18 protein-coding genes, 1 tRNA gene and 1 riboswitch are annotated in these 23,410 nt (G+C 55.9%); of the genes, 7 read left to right on the top strand and 12 right to left on the bottom strand.

All coding sequences use genetic code 11. The features are described from left to right. Nucleotides 1-7: 7 nt before the first annotated feature. Nucleotides 8-2,758, bottom strand: coding sequence for a hypothetical protein (locus J3O30_RS02880; protein ID WP_207582794.1), 2,751 nt, complete (start codon nt 2,756-2,758; stop codon nt 8-10). Between the two features lie 136 nt (nt 2,759-2,894). Continuing rightward, a protein-coding gene (locus tag J3O30_RS02875; RefSeq protein WP_207582029.1) for an IS3 family transposase occupies nt 2,895-4,084 on the bottom strand; the annotation gives its coding sequence in 2 pieces (ribosomal slippage) (nt 2,895-3,832 and nt 3,832-4,084; 1,191 coding nt in all). Between the two features lie 597 nt (nt 4,085-4,681). Between J3O30_RS02875 and J3O30_RS02870 the strand changes: the two genes are divergently transcribed. Beyond that, on the top strand, nt 4,682-5,284 hold the full coding sequence (locus J3O30_RS02870; RefSeq protein WP_207582793.1) for a recombinase family protein: 603 nt from the start codon (nt 4,682-4,684) through the stop codon (nt 5,282-5,284). 37 nt (nt 5,285-5,321) lie between these two features. Here the strand turns inward: J3O30_RS02870 and J3O30_RS02865 are convergent, their stop codons facing one another. Then, the gene (locus tag J3O30_RS02865; RefSeq protein ID WP_207582792.1) at nt 5,322-7,316 is read right to left on the bottom strand and encodes an AAA-like domain-containing protein; all 1,995 of its coding nucleotides are present in this window, start codon (nt 7,314-7,316) and stop codon (nt 5,322-5,324) included. Nucleotides 7,317-7,582: 266 nt separating this feature from the next. On the opposite strand from J3O30_RS02865, the gene J3O30_RS02860 reads away from it, so the two are divergent. Then, nucleotides 7,583-8,527 carry an HNH endonuclease signature motif containing protein gene (locus J3O30_RS02860; protein WP_221166917.1) on the top strand — a complete coding sequence of 315 codons (945 nt, stop codon included), beginning with the start codon at nt 7,583-7,585 and terminating at the stop codon, nt 8,525-8,527. Between the two features lie 13 nt (nt 8,528-8,540). Here J3O30_RS02860 and J3O30_RS02855 read toward each other — a convergent pair whose 3' ends face one another. From J3O30_RS02855 to J3O30_RS02845, 3 genes are read right to left on the bottom strand one after another with little or no spacing between them, the layout of a single operon-like run. Next, entirely contained in the window at nt 8,541-8,945 is a 405-nt protein-coding gene (locus J3O30_RS02855) for a very short patch repair endonuclease (RefSeq protein ID WP_246762753.1), read from the bottom strand. 54 nt (nt 8,946-8,999) lie between these two features. Beyond that, on the bottom strand, nt 9,000-10,400 hold the full coding sequence (locus J3O30_RS02850) for a DEAD/DEAH box helicase (protein ID WP_207582789.1): 1,401 nt from the start codon (nt 10,398-10,400) through the stop codon (nt 9,000-9,002). Further along, nucleotides 10,397-11,644: a hypothetical protein gene (locus J3O30_RS02845; RefSeq protein WP_207582788.1), complete on the bottom strand. Its 1,248-nt coding sequence runs from the start codon at nt 11,642-11,644 to the stop codon at nt 10,397-10,399. Before J3O30_RS02845 ends, J3O30_RS02850 begins: the two co-directional genes overlap by 4 nt. Before the next feature lie 194 nt (nt 11,645-11,838). Here J3O30_RS02845 and J3O30_RS02840 point away from each other — a divergent pair, with 194 nt between their 5' ends. After that, nucleotides 11,839-13,062, top strand: coding sequence for a DNA cytosine methyltransferase (locus tag J3O30_RS02840; protein ID WP_207582787.1), 1,224 nt, complete (start codon nt 11,839-11,841; stop codon nt 13,060-13,062). Nucleotides 13,063-13,147: 85 nt separating this feature from the next. Here J3O30_RS02840 and J3O30_RS02835 read toward each other — a convergent pair whose 3' ends face one another. The 3 genes from J3O30_RS02835 to J3O30_RS02825 form a co-directional block, all read right to left on the bottom strand. After that, nucleotides 13,148-14,344 (bottom strand): integrase arm-type DNA-binding domain-containing protein, encoded by a 1,197-nt coding sequence (locus J3O30_RS02835; protein WP_207582786.1) that lies wholly within the window; start codon nt 14,342-14,344, stop codon nt 13,148-13,150. Between the two features lie 187 nt (nt 14,345-14,531). After that, nucleotides 14,532-14,605: transfer RNA gene (locus J3O30_RS02830), tRNA-Gly, on the bottom strand. Nucleotides 14,606-14,662: 57 nt separating this feature from the next. After that, nucleotides 14,663-15,757 (bottom strand): 2'-deoxycytidine 5'-triphosphate deaminase, encoded by a 1,095-nt coding sequence (locus J3O30_RS02825; RefSeq protein WP_207582785.1) that lies wholly within the window; start codon nt 15,755-15,757, stop codon nt 14,663-14,665. Between the two features lie 73 nt (nt 15,758-15,830). Continuing rightward, nucleotides 15,831-15,909, top strand: a riboswitch (SAM riboswitch). 43 nt (nt 15,910-15,952) lie between these two features. Here J3O30_RS02825 and J3O30_RS02820 point away from each other — a divergent pair. Next, the gene (locus tag J3O30_RS02820; RefSeq protein WP_207582784.1) at nt 15,953-17,137 is read left to right on the top strand and encodes an O-succinylhomoserine sulfhydrylase; all 1,185 of its coding nucleotides are present in this window, start codon (nt 15,953-15,955) and stop codon (nt 17,135-17,137) included. A gap of 265 nt (nt 17,138-17,402) precedes the next feature. Continuing rightward, nucleotides 17,403-17,795: a Co2+/Mg2+ efflux protein ApaG gene (apaG, locus tag J3O30_RS02815; RefSeq protein WP_007633565.1), complete on the top strand. Its 393-nt coding sequence runs from the start codon at nt 17,403-17,405 to the stop codon at nt 17,793-17,795. A gap of 146 nt (nt 17,796-17,941) precedes the next feature. Here apaG and J3O30_RS02810 read toward each other — a convergent pair whose 3' ends face one another. The 3 genes from J3O30_RS02810 to J3O30_RS02800 form a co-directional block, all read right to left on the bottom strand. Then, nucleotides 17,942-18,934, bottom strand: a complete 993-nt coding sequence (locus tag J3O30_RS02810) for an Hsp33 family molecular chaperone (RefSeq protein WP_207582783.1) — start codon at nt 18,932-18,934, stop codon at nt 17,942-17,944. An 88-nt stretch (nt 18,935-19,022) separates the two neighbouring features. Beyond that, a complete protein-coding gene (gene argF / locus J3O30_RS02805; protein ID WP_207582782.1) occupies nt 19,023-19,937 on the bottom strand; it encodes an ornithine carbamoyltransferase in 915 nt (304 codons plus the stop codon). Between the two features lie 37 nt (nt 19,938-19,974). Further along, nucleotides 19,975-21,174: an aspartate aminotransferase family protein gene (locus J3O30_RS02800; RefSeq protein ID WP_207582781.1), complete on the bottom strand. Its 1,200-nt coding sequence runs from the start codon at nt 21,172-21,174 to the stop codon at nt 19,975-19,977. A 423-nt stretch (nt 21,175-21,597) separates the two neighbouring features. Here J3O30_RS02800 and J3O30_RS02795 point away from each other — a divergent pair, with 423 nt between their 5' ends. Both J3O30_RS02795 and J3O30_RS02790 read left to right on the top strand, forming a co-directional pair. Further along, nucleotides 21,598-22,131 carry a GcrA family cell cycle regulator gene (locus J3O30_RS02795; RefSeq protein WP_207582780.1) on the top strand — a complete coding sequence of 178 codons (534 nt, stop codon included), beginning with the start codon at nt 21,598-21,600 and terminating at the stop codon, nt 22,129-22,131. 272 nt (nt 22,132-22,403) lie between these two features. After that, on the top strand, nt 22,404-23,342 hold the full coding sequence (locus tag J3O30_RS02790; RefSeq protein WP_207580684.1) for an IS110 family transposase: 939 nt from the start codon (nt 22,404-22,406) through the stop codon (nt 23,340-23,342). The last annotated feature ends 68 nt before the right edge of the window (nt 23,343-23,410 follow it).

Below are 23,410 nucleotides of genomic sequence, written 5' to 3'. Positions count from 1 at the left end.
TTCACTCCTATCGAACGAGCGCCGCAGCAACTGCCTCACCAGGCATTTGGGGAGTTTCATCGAGGACGGCATAATCAAACAGTCGATCAACCAGCAGATCGCGTGTCGCAAGAAGCTTGAAAAAGCGCTGGGGAAATACAAAACGCCCCTCAACAAGTTGAGTAGGCGGTGGTAGCGGAATATCGATTGAAGCGTCCGCAGCTGCAAGATGCAAGCACGGAACGCCGTCAGCATTGACGGTAAAGACCAATGTGCTGTCGAACAGTCCTGTTAGGAGAAAGTCATTGTGTGCCGCAGACCGCTCGGCATACTCATACGCGAGGCGATATATGCTGGCGTCAAGGGGACTGTTCTTGTCTTTGCGATGACTATTTAAAAGGACCGTCGCTACGTTCTGGGCAAGGTATGAATTTTGCAAAAGGAGCTTAATCACTTTGACTTTGCTCGGCCAAGTATCGTCGACACCACTCGATACCGTTGTCTCATCCAAGACTTTAACAGCGCCCTTTGCTGGTATCCCACCGTACGTCTGATCGTAAGAGGAGATCGCGAGGTCCAGAATAACTACGGCTTTAGCTACTAGATCACGGCCAACGCCTGATCCGCCGTTATGCTGGAGCAGGTCCGGGATGGATGTGTATATTCTTTGATCTTGCTGGTCGTATAAATCTGCCATCTGCGATATCAGTACGATCCACTGGGCAATATCATCAGCGAAATCGGCGAGTACGGCCCGCTGAAGGAGAAAATTAGCCTTCTCTCCCGGTGCTGCATTCTGATCGCCGCAGATTAGCGGGTAGAAGCGCTTGTCCCTCTCCGACCCTGAATAGCACTGCAACGCGTTAGACCTGAACGTTTTAAGTTGCTCGTCTAAAGCAGCTAGGCTCGGCGCGGGCGTACTCAATAGTGAAAGGCCGGTGGCTGGGTCCACGCCCTCATGAAAGAGATACAGTGTCGTTAGCGTATGGGCTGGCCCGAACAATTCAGTTTCATAGCTTTGCAACGCCGAGGACCACTTGTCTTTCTCTTCGCCTAAAGCAAGTGTCCTCGGGTCTATGACAGTAAGATCGTTATAAGCCAAACGAGCATCAATAAAATTGCCAAATTGCGCTACCCGATCCAGACTAGCTAGGCCGCCTCTAACAGTTTCCAAGCACGCTCTAAAACTTGTTCCAGCTCTTCCAAACACGGTTTGCATATCTTGGAATGTCCTGAATCGACGTGACCGTTCGTCGATGTGAATAAATTTACCGTCAGCCGAACGTTCGGAAGCCTCTTTCACAAAGTCGTAGCAGGATCGCCAATCCTTCCAAATCAGTTGCCGGACCGCCTCACTCATGCGGTCTTGTTCCCACTTAATGGCAGCTAGATGTTCGTTTAGTGCTTGAAAGTCCGTCGCGAGCTGAACAGAGAGCTGGTTCACGGCCTCCATAAGCGCCTTTTGATTTTCAATTATGATGTCCAGCTTATGATCGATTTGGGCTAAGGCTCTCATCATGACTTGAAAACGTTCGGCGTCGGGATCTCGCTTCTGAGCGAATACGCCTGTTATGGCCGCAACTGCGCCGATCGGGTTTCCTGACGCATACGCTGCCAGCGCATTTGTTGCAGCGTTGCCGACCTCGACTGCTCTATTCAGATCCGGGCTATCAATGCCGAGATTTCTCGCGATCGTGCTGACGTCGGCCAATCCACCTGCAATTGAACTTACCGTCGCTATCGATGATTTTAGTTGAGCTTCTGCCCTAAAACGCGAAACAAGGCTGGCCTTCATCTTCGAACCTGCGCACTCCCTTTCGCCAGTTGGGCAAGCAAAGCGCTCCGACATAAACCCTCTCTGGAGTCCGTCGGCTTTCTGGTCCGGAGCCATTTGATCAAAAATAAAGTCGGAAATGAAAGCTTGGTTCTTTCCTTGCTGTTTCATTTGTTCATCGACATCAGCCACTGCGGCCGTTAGGTCGTCGACTTGAGAGCTTATAGCCCCGATCTCCCTTGTGTGTTTTTCTAGAGCTGCAATCGTTTCCGTTTCAAAATCTTGCGATTTGTCGACAAATTTGTAGAACTCATCACTTAGCGACGAAAGCTCTCTTCCTTGCAAATCGAGGGTATCTAACGTCGCCCCGGCTGTTGATACAAGCGTATCCGAGAGCAAGTCGCGAGCGTGGTCAGCCAATATTTGATCACCGCCAGCACGATCCCTCAGATCGGCAATCAGGTCGCTCGCATTGTTCAGGCGATCATTGATATCTTGAGGATTGTTTCCTAGCTCGGCGTAGCTTCTAACTCCAAGCTGCTGAAGGATCGCGCTCTTATTTGCCGCAAGATACTGCCTGCTGACCTCTGCGCCCGTGCTCTCAAGGTGGGCAGTGACGTTATCTGTAACTGAGCCCGCAACCGCCGCCATTACTGTCGCTGGGACCGTAAATACCGCCTGAGGCCCCCCATAGAGAGCAATTGCGCCAAAAGTCCCTACCGCTCCAAGGCCAGCCCAACTTACATTCTGGCTGGTCGCGTAGTATCCGTTCCGAATGGCCGCATAGCGGTCAAGTGTCCGCTCTAGAATTTCACTCCGCATTTGCGTAGACAGCGTAGATGGTGGCAGTGCCACTCTTTGCTCCTTAAGCCAAATGTTCACGCTAGATATGCCCACTTTTGTAACTAGTTCGGTTACTTGAGAAGAGGTCGCGCGATCAGCGGCTATCGCTGTAGCATCGAAAGTCGAAGTGAATAACAATACCCCCAGAAGCAAAGTGCGCATGACCGGGCTCCAATTTCCCATCAAGCAATCGCATTGGGTGTATAATAGAATTTAGTGATATTCTGGCAACCAATCCTTATGACGTAGGGCCAGCGTCGCAGAACAACTCATCAGAGGTTGACCTGCCACTGAACTTTCATCCAGCTGCGATTAGAGCCTCGGGGGTTTTGAATACGCCAAGTGGCGCGGTGTGAGCAACCGGCGGAAACGCGAAGCTTTCATCTTGCGCAGCGTTGGAGCCGGTTGCGGCGATGGTTTCGGCATAGCTTGCCGGGGTCTGGTATCCGAGCGATGAGTGTGGTCGGAAATGATTGTAATCGTCGGCCCATTCAGCGATGGCACTTCGGGCATGATCGAGGCCGAAGAACAGGCTTTCGTTGAGCAGCTCGTCGCGCATCCGGCCGTTGAAGCTCTCGACATAACCGTTTTGCATTGGCTTTCCCGGCGCGATGTAGTGCCACTCGACCTTGTGATCCTTCGACCAGGCAAGGATGGCATTCGAGGTGAATTCCGTGCCGTTGTCGGAGACGATCATTCCCGGTTTGCCGCGCCGTTCGATGAGGGTCGTCAGTTCGCGAGCGACGCGACGACCGGAGATCGAGGTGTCCGGGATCGCCGCCAGGCATTCGCGCGTCACATCATCGACGACATTGAGGATGCGAAAGCGTCTGCCGCAAGCAAACTGGTCATGCACGAAGTCCAGCGACCAGCGGGCATTGGCCTTCGCTTCGACCAGGATCGGTGCACGCGTGCCGACAGCACGCCGCCTGGCTTTGCGCTTGCGAACGGAAAGTCCTTCCTCGCGGTAGAGCCGGTAGATGCGATTGACCCCGGACGGTTCTCCGTCCCGCCGAAGCAGGACGAACAGTCGCCGATAGCCGAAACGCCGCCGCTCATTGGCGAGGTCGCGCAGCTTCGCCCGCAATTCTACCTCCGGCGGTCGACTTGACCGATAACGCACCGACTTACGGTCGGCGGATATGATCTGGCAGGCCCGCCGCTCCGAAAGACCCATGACGGCCTTCAGATGCATGACGCCTTCACGCTTGGCGGCAGGCCCTACCATTTTTTTGCAAGAAGCTCGCGGAGCGCGGCTGCATCAAGCATCTGTTCGGCCAGTAGCTTCTTCAGCCTGGCGTTCTCGTCCTCAAGCGCCTTCAGCCGCTTCGCCTCGGACACCTCCATGCCGCCGTATTTGGCCTTCCAATTATAAAACGTCGCTTCTGAAATTCCGTGTCTGCGGCAGAGGTCAGCCGCCTTTGCGCCAGCCTCCTGCTCACGCAGCACACCGATGATCTGCTCTTCTGTAAATCTCTGCTTCTTCATTCGTCCGTCCTTCGTAAGGCCGGACTCTAATCAATTCTGGAAGAAATTCGCAGTGGCAGGTCAAGGTTTGCATAGCAAGGGCCAGAGAAATTATCGAAAGTGAAGGGTGTTCGTTGGCGTCTCGCGTCGGCCACGCGAACGCGACCAGGACGTCGCAGACAGCTATTCAAGCGCTTGCAACTGTTGAGCCACCGAACACGCAACTTCTAAGATTCACGCGGTGAGCTAAGTGGAAGCTTGATAGCTGGTGCCCGCAGTTGCAAATAAAACCACTACCCAAGCAGGCGGCATGCAGTGGAAGTCTGAGCAATACTCGCTCGTAGCGGAAGAACGCAAAGCTGCGTGGCCGTCTTTCGCGAGTGGCCCCGGAGGCGGGGAGGATCCATACGTCTAGCTCGCGCCATCGACCCCGTCACCCCAGGAATCACGAAGTGCCTATCGAGACACATCGAGCAGCCAACCGCTTTGCCAACCAATCGTAACTTTTGAGTATACCCGCGAGTGACAATGCCCACGTTACGCGATCGACCGTCACATCGGTCTTGACTTCGACTATTTGTGACACGGTAGCCTCGTGCATAAAGCTTGAGGTTACACATGACAAAAATTGGCTATGCCCGCGTAAGCACGATCGATCAGGATTTTGAGATTCAGCAGCAACGCCTCAGGGGTGAGGGTTGCGTAATCGTGCGCGCGGAGAAGGTATCTGGTGCAAGTCGTGAGGGTCGAACGGAATTGGCGACGATCATCGAGTTTTTGAGAGAAGGCGACGAACTGGTCGTGACGCGATTAGATCGTCTCGGCCGCGACACCCGCGACGTCTTAAACATCGTCCATGATTGTGAGCAGCGGGGGGCTTTCATTACCGTCCTCGACCCGCATGTCTCGACCCGAGGGGAAATGGGGCACGTCATTTTGACGGTGTTAGGAATGGTCTCAGAGATGGAGCGCCGGTTCATCAAAGAGCGCCAGCGGGAAGGAATCGCGCGAGCAAGGGCTGACGGAGTTTATAAGGGGGGTGCTGTGCGTATCGACTATGACGCTGTCCTGAGCTTAAGACGTCGCGGACACGGCCCAGCAGCGATCGCCCGGGCAATCGGGTGCTCTCGAATGCACGTTTATCGAATCTTAGAAAAAATGTCGGCGAAGGACCATGAAATTCATGATAAACGGGATTCACAGAGCTTCACCGAAAGCTAAAGGGATGGAACGATCAGTCGCGAGATCAGGACCAAAGCTAAGCCGATAGAAATCCTATCGTACGAAGCTCATCTTCAATTTTTGAGAACGCTATCCTAGCTTGAATAAACTGATCGTTTGTCACTTCTCCCGAATGGGCCTCTTCCGTACGAACGATACGAATTGCCTCGATATAGAAATCGAACTCGACTTTTTTGATTGTGAACAATTTTTCAAACACAGCCCATCGCTCCGAAATAAGTTTTGCGAGATCGCTGAGATTTAGATCAATTGAGGTAGGTTGAAGAGCACGAGAAAACCCGCGCTCAGTCATCCGCTTTAGGCTAATGCCGCCTATGATTGACGCTGATTCTTGCTGTGCTCTCCCGCCATAGTTCGCCGTAAATATCGCCAGGATCAGGCGACGCATCGCTGGTTCGAGCACTGCTCGTCTGGCCGCCACCTCGACCAAGCGCTCTTCATTTGTTTTGACGAGTTTTGTAAATTTTGTCTTCTTTTTCAAATGCTCGCGCACTGACTCGATCTTGAAATAATGACCATTTAGCCCTTTGGCAATCAAACCATACCCGACGAGATGGCTGATGAGAGCGCTTTCTTCGGCAAACGAATTGAACAACTCCAAATCCTCGTTTGCCAGCGCGTTAAGCATAACATATTCATCCGGGAAATCCCTGACCAATACATCAAGTATCATGTCCGTGTAATTCGCGTAATTTACATCGAACTCCGATTTCGACTTCGCATAAATAGTTCTGTCTACATCTATCGGTCGGCTATTGGGAGAGTTTTTATTAATAATTGAACAAATGTGCCTAACTAGATATGGATGCCCCCCAAAATCCTCGTGCAGCTTTGCGCAAATAGCATCTGAAAACTTGAGGCCCATATAAAGACCAAGCTTCTTTACCATTTCTGATGTCTGCTGAAGATCGAACCCTGGAATATACTCAATGGGCACCCCGTTGAAAATCGGGTTATCGTGTCCATGGATGAAAGGCGTCTCAATACACTGCGGGTTGGTACCAATTAAAAAGAACGAAAATACACCGGTGTGGCGCTGAAAGGCAGATCTCACCGCCTGCCAAAAGAAAACAAAGTCTTGCCCGTCTGCCCAATGTAGGGATGAGCCAGTTTTCGGAGAAATTCTCTCAATCTCATCAAACGCTATGACAATTGGTTGCTTCTTCAGGCCGCTGTAAACCGCCTTCACGTCGTCAAAAAATTGATCAGCAGCATTTAACTCAGTATATTTCTCAATGTCTATTATACTCTTTTTCAAATTGTATTTACTTGCCGCCTGTGTCAACAAGTACGGCAGAAGCTGGAACCACCTTCTTTGGTGAACGGAGGGATTTTGGCAATCGATCGTGACGAATGCCTGCCCATTAAGCTTACTTGCCCGTTCCATGCCGAATACGATCGACGTCTTACCACTGCGCCTGAGGCCGAAGAGCGCAGAATTCTCATTTGACCTATTCCTAGACAGGATTTTATTTATTAAGTCGGTTCGGCCGAAAAAATAAGTATCCCTTTTCAGAGGACTTTCGAATGCAAACAAGTCTCGGGAGAAAAAATGGCTCCTAAACCGGTTTATAATTAGAGTATCTTGCCTGTTATTGATAAGTTCATCGTAAGTGAATGGTATGATTACGGGTAACTCAGGGTCATTCTTTAATACGTCCTTTATCCGCTCTACTATTTTCGGATCACGACTGATGAGGACACGGCAGATTGGGTCTGTCCTTAGCGAATTGAAGCGAGCCGCGGCCGCCTCAAACGCATCAATAGTTCGCACTTCAAATTCGTCATAGTTACTGAAAACTGCAATTATCTCCCGCTCCAAGTTGAACATATTGGCCGAGGGATCACAGGGCTTCCCCAGGAATGCGCGATAGGTGCTTTTCTCCGAAAGCGTTAGCGGCTGGATCCCGGACGTAATGAACCACTCCGTCGAGAACCTCTTGATAATCTTCTGCTCTTCGCCGCTGTAAATGTCATAGGCAAAATTGGGATGTATGCCTGGAGTCGCCATCTTTTAGTATGCCTTTCAGAGAATCATCTACAACCTGCTTTGCACCGATCAATATGCAGTTGTCAGCAGGCGATCAATTGCGTTGAGCCCGACAGCACTTAACTGACTATAATTTCGTTCGTTTCTGATAGAAAAAGAGTCCAAGGACACCGGCGCCCGACCTTCCCTACGATGAGGGAGGGCGAATAATAATAGTAGCGTCTGTCCCGCGTTTTAACCGGGAAACGAGGACGCGGGATCTATGGATAATCCGGAGAGTGGCAGCAATGCGGTATTGGTGGGTCAACCATAGGCAGACGGCGCGACAAGAGATTAGTGATGGTTATTTATGGTCGCCAAAGCGCGAAGCGAATGGCGCACGCAGTCAGTTTTATGAAAATATGAGGGTAGCTGAGCCGGGGGATACAGTATTGTCGTTTTCGAACTCTGCTATCGGCCACGTGGGGCTCGTTCTGGATTTCGCCAGCGCTGTATCGAAACCGTCTAGCTTTGGAGCTACCGGTGACAATTGGAGCAGTGATGGTTGGCTGCTCCCGATGGCTTGGACACAGCTCGCCCGTCCCATACGCCCAAAGGATCGAATCGGGGAACTGAGGCCCCTATTGCCGTTGAAATACTCCCCGATCAATCCGGTGACAGGCTACGGGCATCAAAAAGCATATCTCGCGGAGATAAATGCGGATGTTGTTGAACTCCTTATCGGCGTTCCATCTCCAGCTGTACAAATAGAAATAGATGGCAGCGATGCCGATCTGCGGCTCCAATATTTGGATGATTTGGCGCAGATAGCGCTAAGCGAAAATTCTGCTCTCGACGCGACGACCAAACAGCAACTCGTACTAGCCCGCCGGGGACAGGGGCTATTTCGTATGCGCGTGTTGGAGCATGAAAGAGGCTGTCGGCTGACTGGTGTTGAAAGTCCGCGCCTGCTTGTAGCAAGTCATATCAAACCTTGGCGTACATGTGCTAGCGCGGCCGAGCGTCTTGACGGCGCGAATGGCCTGTTACTTGCTCCACATGTAGATCGCTTGTTTGATCGTGGCCTCATCAGCTTCAAAGCGGATGGCGAAGTGCTTGTGTCGCCTCGTCTCAACCCGCTCGATCTCCACAGGCTCGGCTTAGTTGACGCATGCGCCAAAAATTGTGGCGAATTCACCGGTGATCAGGCCAGCTATTTGTCGTTTCATCGAGAGAACGTCTTTTTGCCTTAACTCATTGCCAGCATTAAGAAGATTCTGGAATTTCAACCTTCTTCCCGATTCTACTTGCGACTTTCCCAGTGATTTTCTCGACGTCCGAAGGCGCGCGCATCTCACATTCCCAAATGACTAACACTTGCCAGCCGAGACCGATTAGCTCGACATCCTTCTCCGCGTCACGTTGAGCGTTCCGCTGCAGCTTTGGCGCCCAGTAGCTTTGGTTGCTTCCTGGCGTTCGACCGCCGCTACAGTTGTGATGCTGATGCCAAAAACATCCCCGGACCTGTATTGCCAATTTCTGACGTGGAAACACTATGTCAGGTCGTCCAGGAAGATCCGTTCGGCAGACGCGGAAGCGAAGCCCCGCTTTATGCAAACAAGATCGAAGCTTTCTTTCCAGTTTGGTATCCCGTCCCTTGATCCTCGACATATTCCTCGATCGCTGCTCGGGACTAATCCGATCGGCCATTCTGCCCCTCTTGTTTCATTTTTCAGGAAGACGATTGGTCTTCAAAAGCAGACACATTTCCGCTTTTGTGAGCTGAGCGATAGCATCGCCCGTACCCTCATCACCGAGGAGGCTTCGCGCCAGCGCCGACTTTCGCTCTAATGCTGAAACGATAGCCTCCTCAATCGTGTCTGAAGCCAGGAGCCGTAGATAGGTGACCGGTTGAGTTTGGCCAATCCTGTGGTTTCTATCTTGGCTTTGAGCATAGTGGTCGTAACGCCATGACAGTGACTCGTAAATCGTATAGTTCGCCGCGGTCAGCGTGAAACCGGTTCCGGCCGCAGCTGGATTTGCAATGAGCACGCGAACGTTTGGATCATTCTGAAACCGAGCGGCAATTTCCTGGCGTTCTGAAGGCGGCGTCCCACCGTAGATAGCCACTGAACCTTGAATTCGAGCTAACAGGCTCTCGATCGAACGGATGTAATTGGACCACAGAATTACCTTCCTGTTCGGTACAGACATTATATCCGCGATAATACCATCGAGAGCCTCGAATTTTGCTGGAGAACGCTCCAGTTCAGGAAAAACGAGGCATGGATTTGACGCAAGTTGAATGAGCCGCGTGAGTTTCGCCAAAGCCGTGGGAGCAAACGCACGATACTGCTCACCGCTCATGGCCTCAATTTCACAAACCATTTCGTCACGCATTTCGTCGTACAGACGCCTCTGCCACGGCTGCATCTCGATACGGATGTCAACGAATGATTTCTGCGGGAGATCGAGACACTGGTCTTTTGTCCGGCGCAAGACGAGTCGATCTATAACATCTTTTGCGAACGAAGCCGCAGGGTCCTCCTCAAGTTGGGCGGTGAAGGACTCGAGAGAGCCGAGCAGGCCGCGCCCCGGCTCAATTATCTCAACCTGTGTGAACAGGTCTGTTGCCGTGTTCGTCACTGGAGTGCCAGACAGCAGCCACCTGAACTCGCAAAAAGGCGCGATGGTCCGAGCGGCAGTCGAGGTGAGAGAGCGCCAATTTTTGGCAGCATGGGACTCATCGAGAACCAGCACAGTGCGTTGTCGCTGTGCCAAAGCGAGAAGTGCAGTGGTTTCAGAGCGAGACGTTTCATAGCTCGTTACGATCACCCGAGCACGTGATTGCTGAAACGTGGAACGTCTCTGCTTGGGTGTACCCTCTGCCACTGCGACAGACAATACAGGGGCAAATTTCGCGAGTTCTGCGACCCAGTTGCGCTTAAGCGAATTTGGACAGATAACGAGCAACTTATCGGCACGACCTTCATCATGAAGTCTGCGAAATGCTTCAATCGCGACGAATGTCTTGCCAAGCCCCTGCTCGAAAGCAAGGAGCCCAACCCCTCGTTCTATCAAGAAGCCGACACCTTCGTGCTGATGTCTAAGCAGCTGGAATGTCATTTCGTTCCTCCGGCCTGATGGTGTTGGCCGATCAGTCCATTGAAGTAATCAAAGGCTTCTCGAAATTCTGTGACGTCCGAAAGCTGAAGATCGACTACGTCGGCGCGGCTAGCCTTGTTGAGTGTTCTCGTCGCCTTCTTGAGTGCGAGACGATAGGGATGAACGCCATCGTGAACTTTGTCTTCAATGAGGTCGATAGTCTGCTGGAGGCTTGCGATGTCATCGTCATCGAAGCCGTCTTCTCCCCTGTCGATCGCCCGGCGAACTATCTGTGGAATTGCAGAGATCTTTGCTTTAGGACTGCTGCTCTTATCCTGCGTCTGCTGCGCGAGCTTGTTTGCAACGTGTTTTTCGCCTGATTTCAGCTGCGACCAAGCGTCTTCATCGTCGTGGAATTCTTTTAAGAACCTAGCGTCACGGTACTCCTTGAAAACGTCATCGCGGACCATGTCGAAAACTTCTTTTCGCAGTTCGTCGTATGCCGTGTTTTCGAAATCTCGGAGTTGCGAGCCAATCACACGAGCCTTGCTGATTTCTTCAAGAACGCTGAATTTTTCGGCGGCAAGCTTCTTCGGATTAGGTTCATCATCCACGTGTTCAACAAATTTGAGAGCGAATTCGTAAGCGCTTTTAAGCCGAGCAACCCAGGACTCAGACTTCCCCATGTTATCCGCCAACGTGGCCTGATTCATCAGCGGGGGGTGACCCGGGCGTCCCACCACCGTCTCATAAATGAATTTAGCTTCGATGTACCTTCCCCAATCGCGAACGCCGGATCCGCGCACGTGAATACCGGCTAGGAGGATAGCAACATCTCGCTCACCAAAATTCTGAGGAAGGACTTTCGCCTGGACATAACGAAAGACGCCGAGGTTCTTGCCACTCGTGAACTTGCGGTCCAACTCCCGTAAAATAGTGACCCGTGTCGCCCCCTCTAGGACTAGGTATTTTCCGGTTGTGGTTCGCTGCACGTAAATGGACTGCATCTGACCAATCTCTTGAATGGATTTGCGCAAGCCATCGTAGCCAGGAGTCAATCGTAGACCCTCTTCCAGGTCGGCTTCCGAAGAAAAGCCCTCCATTGCCGTCGTTTGAAGACGGGGGTTATCTGCCCACAGCGCAACGTCTTGCTGGACGTCGAGGCGCGTTTCGCGCAGTTCCCACTCTGTATTACCGATCTTTTCATAAAGGACCCGCTCGGCTTGGGCGGGCGGAACTTCTAATTTTGCTACAGCATCCATCATCGCTTTTCCTTACTTTCACATCTTGCCTGAGCAAGATGTAGCAAGGATAGTGCATCGTATCAAGAGAGGATGTAACGAATTTTACACGTCTTTTGAAGCGCTCGATTCACCTGCCGTTGCGGATGTGGTAAAGTTACGCGACTCACAATGATTTTGGACGCCCACAGTCAGGCGAATTGGATTTTGAGGACTGAATGGGAAAGGAAGACCAGAAATTAGCTGTATATCAGCCATCTGCCCCCCTCCCCTCTGGTCCCCGCTGCATCGATTTGTTCTCAGGTGCTGGCGGCCTCGCGATAGGCTTTAAACAGGCGGGGTGGGCCATTCTGGCTGCCAACGACTTTGACGCAGCAGCCGGCGAAACATTTCGGCTTAATTTTCCCGAAAGCACATTTCTTCAAGGCCCAGTATCGAAGGTCACGGCCGCCCAGCTTATGGTCGGTCGCGAAGCCGAATCGGCGCAAGTCGATGCGATAATCGGGGGACCGCCGTGCCAGTCCTTCAGCTATAATAACCATCAGCGAAATGCCGAGGACGATCGAGCGCGGCTGTTCAGTTGCTACCTGAAGATCGTTTCAAAGATAAAGCCAAAATGCCTTGTAATGGAGAATGTGCCCGGCATTTTGACAATCGGGGGCGGGAAGGTCGTTAAAGAAATCCGCTCAACACTCTTAAAAATGAAATACGATTGCGAGGTAGTAACCCTTTCAGCCGAAGAATTCGGAACTCCGCAAGTTCGAAAAAGAGTATTTATTTTGGCGTCCCGAATTGGTCAGGCCGCCGAACTGATTCCAATCGCCACTCATCGCGCAGCTAAGAGTACAGCTCAAGGCGATATGTGGTTGCCAAATCCAATCACGGTCGGCGAGGCAATCGGGGACCTGCCTGCAGTAGAAAATGGCTGCAATTTCCAGGTATCTGCTTATAGTGCCGTTGAGCCCAGCAGCGAGTTCCAAATCCAGGCCCGAGAGGGAAGCGCAGAGTTATTCAATCATGTTTGTCATCGGCTGACCGATGTGAATTTGAACCGAATGAAGCACGTTCCGGAGGGAGGTAATTGGCGAAATATACCGCGTGAATTGCTGACTGCCGGAATGCAGAGAGCGCACCCCTCCGATCATACGAAACGGTACGGAAGACTGGCCAGCACGGGGTTAGCGTCGACACTCCTGACTAAATGTGACCCCCATTGGGGAGCTTATGTCCACCCGCATCAAGATCGAACGATCACCGTACGGGAAGCCGCTAGGTTACAGGGCTTTCCCGACACATTCCGCTTCGCCGGCGACAAACTGGGCTTACAGTACGAGCAAGTGGGGAACGCTGTTCCCGCGCCCTTAGCACGCGCGATTGGCGAACGTGTCGCTTTACACATTGCGATGTCCAATCGGCGAGCCTTCGCAGAGGCGGCAGAATAGGTTTAGGGAATTTAAACCTTTCAAAACATCTAAATCGGAAGTATCGCAACTTCCCTGCCGGAGGTAGCCGCCGCTGACACGTGCGTTAGGCCGACCTTCGCATTCGCTCCTCATCAAGCATGTCTGCCCACCACTGCATCATTTTCACCCGCTCATCCCAATAGGTCGCGCGATTATAGATCCGGCGCACCTCCCTCGTATCTAAATGCGCCAGTTGGGCCTCAATCGCATCGGCGCTAAATGCGCCCGACTCGTTCAAGATGCTACTTGCGGACGAGCGAAAGCCATGTGCGGTATGCTCCTCCTCCCCTACTCCCATACGGCGCAGGGCAGAATTCATTGAATTCTCCGAAAGCAACGTCTTGCCAGACATCATCGATGGAAAAACCTGTGGCTTGTCCCCGAACAGGTCCTTCATCAGTTTGATGACCTCGATGGCTTGACGAGAAAGGGGAACATGATGCTCGCGGCGCATCTTTGTCTTTGCGGCAGGGATGGTCCAAACCGCTTTTGCGAGGTCAAGCTCCGACCATTCCATTGAACGGGTTTCCCCGGGTCGAGCGAAGCAAAGAGCTTGAATCTTCAACGCCGCAACAAGCGAAACCCAGCCATTATAACCATAGATCGCCCTCATAAGGCCACCAAGGTCTTTGCGGGTCGTGAGCGCTGGGTGACTGACGGGAACATGGCGCTGGAGGGCGCCTCGCAATGCCGAGGTCGGATCGCTTTCCGCTCTTGCGGTTGCGATGGCAAATCGAAAAACGCGCCCTATTGCTGAACGCGTGGCGAGTGCACTCTCAACGCGTCCACTTTTTTCGATCACGTTGAGCACGTCTAAAACGTCTTTCGCGGAGATTTGCGTTATCGGATATGGCGAAAGCCTCTTCGCAAGCACCTTTAGCATCCAAGTGTTCTTATCGATGGTCGGCTCAGCTCGCTTGTCACGACGCAGCTTCGCGATGAATTCATCAGCAATTAGTCCGAAGGTGTTCCCGGCCGCCGCCTTGGAGGCCAATTGCTCGCGCTTTTTCGCCAGCGACGGGTCTAATCCCTCCGACAGCTTCTTCTTTGCTTCATCTCGCCGGACACGGGCTTCAGCCAGCCCAAGGGCAGGATAGGCGCCGAGCGTGAGCGTCTTTCTCTTGCCAAAGTAGGCATAATCCTGCCTCCATGATTTCCCGCCGGCCTTCGAAACATACAGATAAAGGCCCTTACCGTCCGGCAGTTTGTAGGGCTTTTCGGACTTTTTGGCATTTCGAATCTGAACGTCTGTCAGCGCCATTTACGGTATCGGCCTCGAGGCTAGCAGCTTTGTACCGTGGTTTTGTACCGAAAAATTTGCTGGATGTCACTGCACTCCGCTGCACGTCGTTACGCGCGCGCGAGGCGCTGGCCCGAATTATCTCACTGATTACAATACGTTTATTGAACGTCGATGGACGTCATTGAACAAAGTGTTTTTAAGTGAATGGAGCGGGTGAAGGGAATCGAACCCTCGTATTCAGCTTGGGAAGCTGCTGCTCTACCATTGAGCTACACCCGCGATAGCTGAGATTTCCAACAGATGGGGGCCGCTGTCAAGTCGCGTCGACGCAACCTGTCAGATGCGGAAGTGCTTCGAGAGTTTCAGGCCCTGGGCCTGGTAGTTGGAGCCGAGGCCAGAGCCGTAGAGGCTGGTCGGTTTTTCCTGCATGTGCTCGTAGACCAGGCGGCCGACGATCTGGCCGTCTTCGAGGATGAAGGGGACTTCGTGGCTGCGCACTTCGAGCACGGCGCGGCTGCCGCGGCCGCCGGCCGGCGCATGGCCGAAGCCCGGATCGAAGAAGCCGGCATAATGGACGCGGAATTCGCCGACCAACGGATCGAACGGGGTCATTTCGGCGGCATAGTCCGGCGGCACGTGCACGGCCTCGCGCGAGACGAGGATATAGAACTCGTCCGGATCGAGGATCAACTCGTTGCGGCCGCGGCTATAGAGAGGCTCCCAGAAATCGTAGATGTCGTGCTGGGCTTTCTTGTCGACATCGACGACGGCGGTGTGGTGTTTGCCGCGATAGCCGATCAGGCCGTCTTCGTCTCCGGCGAGGTCGATCGACAGAGCGATGCCGCTGCCGGATACATTCGGCTGCTTGCTGGCAACCAGCGTCTCGCTTTCATGCAGCTTCAACAGCTCCGGCTCGCTGAGCAAAGCATGGCCGACGCGGAAGCGGATCTGCGACAGGCGCGAGCCGCGGCGTACGACGATCGGGAAGGTGCGCGGGCTGATTTCCAGATAGAGCGGGCCGGAATAGCCGGCCGGGATCTTGTCGAACTCCTGGGCGTAATCGGTGATGACGCGGGTGAAGATATCGAGCCGTCCGGTCGAGCTCTTCGGATTGGCCGAAGCCGACATGTCGGCCGGCAGCGCTAAGCTCTCCATCAGCGGCACGATGTAGACGCAGCCGGTCTCGAGCACCGCGCCTTCGGATAGGTCGACCACATGCAGGCTCAGCCGGTCGAGCTTGTCGGCCACCAGATGCGAGGGGCCGGGCATGAAGCTGGCGCGCACGCGAATAGCCTTGGCGCCCAGGCGCAGGTCGAGGCTTGCCGGCTGGATCTGGTCGCGGTCCAGCTCCCGTTCGGAGATCAGACGACCCGTTTCGAACAGCGCCGATATCGCTCCGTCCGCCAGAATTCCCGTTTCACGAGCCATCACGCCTCATCCATCATTTGCCGCCGACAAAACCAAACTCGGGGAATTGACGCAAGCAGCTAACAGCAGTATTGCAGAATTATCCCGTGGTGATTTGGCCGGTCGGCTTGCAGCCACGTTAAACAAGTGGCTAAAAAGACCGGGTTGAAAACCGGTCTGCTTTTGCGACCGGTTTTTTTGTTATGTGAAGGTGATGGCATGAGCAAGACCTGGCGCCCGGCAACCCAACTCGTCCACGGCGGAACCTTGCGTTCGCAATATGGCGAGACGTCCGAAGCAATCTATCTCACGCAGGGTTTCGTCTATGAGACGTCGGAGGCGGCCGAAGCCCGCTTCAAGGGCGAGACGGAAGGCTACATCTACGCCCGCTACGGCAGCCCGACCAACGACATGTTCGAAAAGCGCATGTGCATGCTCGAAGGCGCGGAAGACGCCCGCGCCACCGCCTCCGGCATGGCGGCCGTCACCGCGGCGGTGCTCTGCCAGGTCAAATCAGGCGACCATATCGTCGCGGCGCGCGCGCTGTTCGGTTCCTGCCGCTGGGTTGTCGAGACATTGGCGCCGAAATACGGCATCGAGTGCACGCTGGTCGACGGCCGGGATCTTGCAAATTGGGAAAAGGCAATCCGGCCGAACACCAAGGTGTTCTTCCTGGAAAGCCCGACCAACCCGACGCTCGAAGTGGTCGATATCTCAGGTGTTGCCAAGCTCGCCAACCAGATCGGCGCCAAGGTCATCGTCGACAACGTCTTCGCCACGCCGCTTTTCCAGAAGCCGTTGGAGCTCGGCGCCCATATCGTCGTCTATTCCGCCACCAAACATATTGACGGCCAGGGCCGCTGCCTCGGCGGCGTGGTGCTGGCCGACAAGGACTGGATCGACGAGAATCTGCACGACTACTTCCGCCACACCGGCCCGGCCATGTCGCCGTTCAACGCCTGGACGCTGCTGAAGGGCATCGAGACGCTGCCGCTGCGCGTGAAGCAGCAGACTGAGAATGCGGCGAAGATCGCCGATTTTCTGGCCGAGCAAAGCAAGGTCGCCAAGGTGATCTATCCCGGCCGCAAGGACCATCCGCAGGCCGATATCATCGCCAAGCAGATGACCGGCGGCTCGACCCTCGTCGCCTTCGAGCTGAAGGGCGGCAAGGAAGCCGCCTTCGCGCTGCAGAACGCGCTCGATATCATCAAGATTTCCAACAATCTCGGCGACAGCAAGAGCCTGATCACCCATCCGGCAACCACCACCCACAAGAACCTGTCGGAGGAGGCGCGCGCCGAACTCGGCATTTCCCCGGGTACGGTCCGCCTTTCGGCCGGCATCGAGGATACCGACGACCTGATCGAGGATTTCGCCAAGGCGCTTGCCAAGGTCTCGGCCTGATCCAGGGATATTGGCGGCCGGACCTCGCTTGGGGTTCGGCTCGCCAGACCTCACCGGCGTTCGGCTCGCCGGACCTCAGCAGGTTGAGGCCGGGGGAACAAGCTCGGTCGCGCCGGCGTTCGGAAGTGGAATTGACACCGACAATTAGGCTTAACGATCGAAACACTTCGATCACGACCGTTTTAGTGACGATCAACGTTCCGTTTCTTGACGGGCAGGGCCTCTTATAAGATACGGGTAACATATCTTGACTAAGGTGCAAGGCATGTATCGCGCCCTCACAAAAGATATCGAAGTCGTCGTCGAACCATTCTATCTGGAGGAGCAATCCGATCCGGACGACGATCGCTATGTCTGGGGCTATCGGATTGTCATCAGCAACAATTCCGGCATCGCCGTTCGCCTGGTCAATCGCTATTGGAATATCACCGACCAGAATGGACAGGTGGACGAGGTCACCGGTCCGGGCGTCGTCGGCGAACAGCCGCGGCTCAGCCCCGGCGACACCTACGAATATTCCTCCGGCTGCCCACTCGACACCCCCTCCGGGCTGATGTTCGGCCATTACCAGATGGAAACGGACGAAGGCGACACCTTCGATGTCGACATTCCCGCCTTCTCGCTGGATTCACCGGGGTTGTTGCGCGTGCTCAACTGACAGGCCGGCCCGAAATCATTTTGCCCGCTTGATAGATTGCCGACACCGGCCCCTCATCCGCCTGCCGGCACCGACCGGGGTCGAGACCGGTGGCTCGACCCCGGCAAGGGTTAGGGTGAGGGGCAGATATCAGGGGCCAACCGAGCCTATTCGGCCGGCTGAAGTTCGACCGGCTCGAAGCGATAGGTGGTCGAGCAGAATTCGCAGGTGACAGCGATCTCGCCATCTTCCTGGCTGGCCTCGATCTCCTCGGCAGAGAAGCCCTTCAGCACGCCCTTGATCTTGTCACGCGAACAGCTGCAGCGATCGAAGACGGCGCGCGGTTCGTAGACGCGCACGCCGCGCTCGTGGAACAGGCGGAACAGCAGCCGCTCGGTGCCAACCAGCGGATCGGTGAGTTCATCCGCATCGATGGTCTCGACCAGCGAACGCGCTTCGGCCCAGGAATCGTCCTCGCTATGCGGGCGGCTGCCGGTGTCGCCGTCGCCGCCGTGGAGATCCGGTTGACGCATGCGCTCCGGCGCTTCCGGCAGGAACTGGGCGACAAGGCCACCTGCCCGCCAGCGATGGCGTGGCTGGCCTTCATCGTCGCGATCGAAGAGTTCGGCCGCGGCCAGACGCACGCGCGTCGGGATCTGCTCCGACTGGCGGAAGTAGACGCCGGCAATGTCCTCGAGCGTGGTGCCGTCGAGCGCGACAATACCTTGGTAGGGCTGGCCGAACTTGCCCTGGTCGATGGTGAAGGCAAGCACGCCGTGGCCGAGCAATTGCTCCGGCTCGGTTTCGCCAGCTTCAATGGCCTTGTCGAGCAGCGCCTGGTCGAAACGGGCATAGGCACGGACATTTTCCGGCGTCGAAAAATCGGCAACGAGAAGATCGACCGGGCCGTCGCCCTTGGTCTGCACGGTGAACTTGCCGTCAAACTTCAGCGAGGTGCCGAGCAGCACCGTCAGCACGACGACTTCGGCGAGCAGCCGGGCGACAGGGGCCGGATAATGATGGCGCTCGAGGATCGCGTCGAGCATCGGGCCGAGCTGGACGGCGCGGCCGCGCACATCCAGCCCGTCCACCTGAAAGGGGACGACATGGTCATCGCCGGCGAAATCGAACTGGCCGAGGGCGGCTGCAGCTTCTGCCATGGATTCACTCCTAGTTTTCAAGCGAAAGGACAGGGTGCTCTTCGCTCGCGCGGCCACGCGTTTTTCGCACGCGGCGTCCGATTATGGTTCAGATCGCGCCCAGGCACCAAGCAAGAATCGACTTCTGCGCATGAAGACGGTTTTCCGCTTCATCGAAGACCACGGATTGCGGACCATCGATCACGTCGTCCGTCACTTCCTCACCGCGATGAGCGGGCAGGCAATGCATGAACAATGCATCATTGCCGGCCTTCGCCATCAAGGCCGCGTTGACCTGGTAAGGCTGAAAGACATTGTGACCCCGGGCCCGATGTTCCTGATTCATGGAGACCCAGGTATCGGTCACCACGCAATCGACGCCTTCGACCGCACGGTCGGCATCATGGCAGAGCATGATTTCGGCGCCCTCATTGCGGGCCCAGTTCAGATAGTGATCCTTAGGCTCCGAGCCAAGGGGCACCGCCATGTTCATGCGATAGCCGAAGCGGGCGGCGCCTTCGACCAGCGAATGCAGCACATTGTTGCCGTCGCCGGTCCAGGCGATGGTCTTTCCCTTGATCGGGCCGCGATGCTCTTCGAAGGTCATGATATCGGCCATGATCTGGCAGGGATGGGTGTCATCCGTCAGCGCGTTGATCACAGGCACGGTCGCATGTTCGGCAAGCTCCACCAGGCGCGAATGCTCGGTAGTGCGGATCATGATCGCATCGACATAACGCGACAGAACCTTGGCGGTGTCGCCGATCGTCTCGGCGCGGCCGAGCTGCATCTCGGTGCCGGACAGGAACAGCGTTTCGCCGCCGAGCTGGCGCATGCCGACATCGAAGGAGACGCGGGTGCGCGTCGACGGCTTCTCGAAGATCATCGCCAGCATCTTGCCGGCGAGCGGCTTGTCGCCCGTGCCGGCCTTGAAGGCCTGCTTGCGGGCGAGCGCATCGTTCATGATGATTCTGAGATCGGCTGAGGTGACCGCGGAAAGATCGAGGAAATGTTTGGGAGCCATGTTCTTACCTGTGCTGCGCCCGAAGGCGGCAATCTCTTCAAGCCGTTTTCTTGACCTTCGCGGCGCGAATGCTCTCGGCGGCGCGCTCGATGCGGTCAAGGCCCTCTCGGGCTTCCTCGGCGGTGACGACGAGGGGCGGAAGAAGGCGGATGACGTTATCGCCGGCGGGTATGCCGAGCAGATGGGCGGCGCGGATCGCCTGCAGCAATTCGGCCGAGGGAATAGCAGCCTTGATGCCGAGCAACAGCCCCTCGCCTCTGATATCCTCGATCACATCGGGATAGCGATCCTTCAGCGAGGCGAGGCCCTGGCGGAAGACGAGTGCTACGTCGCGCACCTGCTGGAGGAAGCCATCGGCGAGGATGATGTCGAGCACGGCGCTGCCGACGGCCATGGCGAGCGGATTGCCGCCATAGGTCGAGCCATGCGTGCCGGCCTTCATGCCGGAGGCGGCCTCTGAAGTAGCAAGGCAGGCGCCGAGCGGGAAACCACCGCCGATGCCCTTGGCAACCGCCATGATGTCGGGCGTGACGCCCGACCATTCATGGGCAAAGAACCTGCCGGTGCGGCCAACGCCGGTCTGGACCTCGTCGAGGATCAACAGCAGGCCGTTTTCGTCGCAAATCTGGCGAAGCGCCTTCATGAATTCGGGGGTGGCAGGACGCACGCCGCCCTCGCCCTGCACCGGCTCGATGAGGATTGCCGCCGTCGCATCGGTGATCGCGGCGCGGACCGCTTCGATGTCGCCGAACGCCACCTGATCGAAACCCGGCGCCTTGGGGCCGAAGCCTTCGAGATATTTCTCCTGGCCACCGGCGGCGATTGTCGCGAGCGTCCGCCCATGGAAGGCGCCCTCGAAGGTGATGATATGGAAGCGCTCGGGATGGCCGTTGGAAAACTGATAACGGCGCGCCGTCTTGATCGCGCATTCGAGCGCTTCAGCACCCGAATTGGTGAAGAACACCTTGTCGGCGAAGGTGGCGTCGGTCAGCCGTTTGGCCAAACGCTCCTGGCCGGGGATCTCATAGATGTTGGAGAGGTGCCAGACCTTGTCGGCCTGCTCCTTCAGCGCGCCGACCACATGCGGATTGCCGTGGCCGACCGAGGTGACGGCAACACCGGCGCCGAAATCGAGATAACGTTCGCCGCTTTCGGTGATCAGCCACACGCCCTCGCCTCGCTCGAACCGCAGCGGGGCACGAGAGTAGGTGTCATAAAGCGGCGCGGCTTCAGCCATGGCGCGGTCTCCCGATCAGAGTTATCAAGCAACGGACTCCGGCTAAGAAAACCAGGCCCGAAAAATTAAAAATGCCGCCTTGCGGCGGCCAGCGGTACTATTTCCTTTTCGCGCTGCAATGTCAACAAAACTGCGCCCTTAGCGCATGCAGCAAGGTTGTACAGCGGTGTTTTCGACCTTCAACAGGCTTTATTGCAGAAATGACACGCTGGGGCAGCAAGTTGGGGAAAACTCCGAATTCGATTCATCCGGATTCATGCGACTCTTGTCACGGAGTCACGCTCACACTAGGTTAAAGTTCAATTACTAGACTGCATGCGGCGGAACTAGTCACCAAAATTGATCAAGCGTTTCTTGTTTCGGAGCTTCCGAGGCAACGGTGAGGGATTCTGCCATCACCAACGCAGAAGGTGGAGACAGGGCATGAACTGGACAGACGAGCGGGTCGAGAAACTCAAGAAGCTTTGGGCCGAAGGACTGAGCGCCAGCCAGATCGCGGCGCAACTTGGCGGTGTCAGCAGAAACGCTGTAATCGGCAAGGTGCACCGCCTGAGCCTTCCGGGCCGCGCCAAGGCCGGCGGCACGGCCGCCACGGCCCGAACGCCGAAACGCAATACATCGGCGCCGCGCGCGCCGAACTTCGCCTCTCGGATCACCACCCGCACCGTTACCCGCCAGCAGGGCGCAACGATGCTGAAGGAAGAGATCGAGATCGAAACGGTCGAGGAAATGGAATACGTGCCGAAAGGCAACGTGGTCGTGCCGATCTCCCGCCGCCTCGGCCTGACGGAACTGACCGAACGCACTTGCAAGTGGCCGGTCGGCGATCCGCTGAAGGATGACTTCCACTTCTGCGGCTGCGAGTCCCCCGACAATTCACCCTATTGCGGCTATCACCAGAAACTCGCCTACCAGCCCGTCAACGAACGCCGCCGGGCGGCAGCGCGGGCGAGCTGAACGGGTGACATTGTCGACATGCAAAAACGGGCTGGAAGGCCCGTTTTTTTATGTGAGTACGTTGGGTGTGGCTGCCCCTTGTATCTGCACGTTAGAGATTTTGTGCGATGGAAGCGATTGAGCCTCTGGCCGGGTGGCCACCCGGCCAGAGGCGTGACGAAGTCGCCCGTTCCCCCTCTGGTTACAACCGTGGATGAGCCTGGGATCTTCGTCATCGTCACGTACGACCGAATAGTCGCTTGGTTCCAATCGCACGCACAAGGCAGGTTACCGTGAACAGAGTTATATGTGGAGTGGATGTTTCGAAGGACTGGCTGGATGCGTCTATCCGCCCGTCCGGGACGTTTGAGCGTTTCAGCAATGACGCCACCGGCATCGGCGCGCTGGCCGATCTTTGCCGGGCCGAGAATGTCGAGCTCGTCGTCATGGAGGCTTCCGGCGGTTACGAGCGGACGGCCTTCCTGTTGTTGTGGGAGATGGGGATCGCCTGCGCCTTGGCTAATCCGCGCCATGTGCGCCGGTTTGCCGAAGCCATGGGCTTTCTGGAAAAGACCGACCGCATCGATGCGGCGATGATCGCCCATTATGCCGAAACCAAGCGGCTGGCTGCCCTGCCGCCGCCGAAAGCCGCGCAGATGCGGCTGTCGGCGCTGATGGCGCGGCTGTCCCAGGTCACGAGTGACCTGACCGTCCAGAGGCAGCGCCGCAGTGCGGCCCGCGATCATCAGAGCGTGGCAAGCCTCAACGAGGTGATCGCGCTTCTGGTGCGCCAGAGCCGCACCCTCGAAGGCGAGATTGCCTCGATGATCGATGACGATCCGCTCTGGGCCTGCCTCAACCAGGCCTTTCGCTCGATCAAGGGCGTGGCCAACCGTACCGTTGCCCGGCTGATGGCCGAATTGCCTGAGATCGGCCGGATCTCCAACAAGGCGATCGCCAAGCTGGCCGGCCTTGCGCCGATTGCCAACGACAGCGGCAAACGCAGCGGACATCGGCCGGTGCGCGGCGGGCGCTCCGGACCACGCGCCATTCTGTTCCTGGTTGGCGCCATCGCAGCCCGACACAATCCGCATCTGGCGGCATTCCAGCAAAGGTTGCAAAGCCAGGGCAAACCGAAAATGGTCATCCGCATCGCGCTCGCCCGAAAACTCCTGGTCATTCTCAATGCAAAAGCACGAGATGCGCGAAGAGAATTCGAACATGCAACTTGACAGCCCAGATAGTCGCTCATCCGCCTGCCGGCACCGACCGGGGTCGAGACGAGTGGCTCGACCCCGGT

Source organism: Rhizobium sp. NZLR1 (assembly GCF_017357385.1).
Classification (GTDB): Bacteria; Pseudomonadota; Alphaproteobacteria; order Rhizobiales; family Rhizobiaceae; genus Rhizobium.
This window is presented reverse-complemented; position numbering and strand designations above follow the sequence as displayed.

Excerpts from the sequence above, each read along its gene's own strand:
- J3O30_RS02880 (WP_207582794.1), bottom strand. The coding sequence starts at position 2,758 with ATGCGCACTTTGCTTCTGGGGGTATTGTTATTCACTTCGACTTTCGAT.
- J3O30_RS02870 (WP_207582793.1), top strand. The coding sequence starts at position 4,682 with ATGACAAAAATTGGCTATGCCCGCGTAAGCACGATCGATCAGGATTTT.
- J3O30_RS02865 (WP_207582792.1), bottom strand. The coding sequence starts at position 7,316 with ATGGCGACTCCAGGCATACATCCCAATTTTGCCTATGACATTTACAGC.
- J3O30_RS02860 (WP_221166917.1), top strand. The coding sequence starts at position 7,583 with ATGCGGTATTGGTGGGTCAACCATAGGCAGACGGCGCGACAAGAGATT.
- J3O30_RS02855 (WP_246762753.1), bottom strand. The coding sequence starts at position 8,945 with ATGTCGAGGATCAAGGGACGGGATACCAAACTGGAAAGAAAGCTTCGA.
- J3O30_RS02850 (WP_207582789.1), bottom strand. The coding sequence starts at position 10,400 with ATGACATTCCAGCTGCTTAGACATCAGCACGAAGGTGTCGGCTTCTTG.
- J3O30_RS02845 (WP_207582788.1), bottom strand. The coding sequence starts at position 11,644 with ATGATGGATGCTGTAGCAAAATTAGAAGTTCCGCCCGCCCAAGCCGAG.
- J3O30_RS02840 (WP_207582787.1), top strand. The coding sequence starts at position 11,839 with ATGGGAAAGGAAGACCAGAAATTAGCTGTATATCAGCCATCTGCCCCC.
- J3O30_RS02835 (WP_207582786.1), bottom strand. The coding sequence starts at position 14,344 with ATGGCGCTGACAGACGTTCAGATTCGAAATGCCAAAAAGTCCGAAAAG.
- J3O30_RS02820 (WP_207582784.1), top strand. The coding sequence starts at position 15,953 with ATGAGCAAGACCTGGCGCCCGGCAACCCAACTCGTCCACGGCGGAACC.
- apaG (WP_007633565.1), top strand. The coding sequence starts at position 17,403 with ATGTATCGCGCCCTCACAAAAGATATCGAAGTCGTCGTCGAACCATTC.
- J3O30_RS02810 (WP_207582783.1), bottom strand. The coding sequence starts at position 18,934 with ATGGCAGAAGCTGCAGCCGCCCTCGGCCAGTTCGATTTCGCCGGCGAT.
- argF (WP_207582782.1), bottom strand. The coding sequence starts at position 19,937 with ATGGCTCCCAAACATTTCCTCGATCTTTCCGCGGTCACCTCAGCCGAT.
- J3O30_RS02800 (WP_207582781.1), bottom strand. The coding sequence starts at position 21,174 with ATGGCTGAAGCCGCGCCGCTTTATGACACCTACTCTCGTGCCCCGCTG.
- J3O30_RS02795 (WP_207582780.1), top strand. The coding sequence starts at position 21,598 with ATGAACTGGACAGACGAGCGGGTCGAGAAACTCAAGAAGCTTTGGGCC.